Source organism: Bacillus pretiosus, assembly GCF_051294775.1.
GTDB lineage: Bacteria > Bacillota > Bacilli > Bacillales > Bacillaceae_G > Bacillus_A > Bacillus_A wiedmannii.
This window is the reverse complement of record NZ_JBPPHF010000296.1, coordinates 1-296: the sequence shown is the minus strand read 5'-3', so window position 1 is coordinate 296 and position 296 is coordinate 1. Positions and strand designations below refer to the sequence as shown.

The window sequence follows — 296 nt, the reverse complement described above, 5'->3', positions numbered from 1 at the left end:
GGGTGTTGACCGTGAGCCTGGACTAATGACAACATCACATACATTTCGACGCGTCAGTTCATCCACGAACGCGCCTAAATAATATGATAATGCTTCTATATGATTGTTCATTTCATTAATTCCTCCAAAGCACCAAGCATCGGTCTAAACTTCAAGCTTGTTTCTTCATATTCAAGTTGCGGTACTGAATCAATTACAATCCCGCACCCGGCAAATAAGGATGGTTTTGCGCCATTTAATAATCCGCAGCGAAGTGCAACCGCAAATTCACCATTTCCTTCATCATCTATCCAGCC

At 42.6% G+C, this 296-nt stretch carries 1 protein-coding gene; it reads right to left on the bottom strand.

Going from position 1 to position 296, the window contains the following annotated elements; all coding sequences use genetic code 11:
* Positions 1–107: 107 nt before the first annotated feature.
* Positions 108–296: chorismate-binding protein (locus ACSG5Z_RS30950; RefSeq protein ID WP_435712869.1), on the bottom strand; the 189-nt coding region annotated here is incomplete at its 5' end.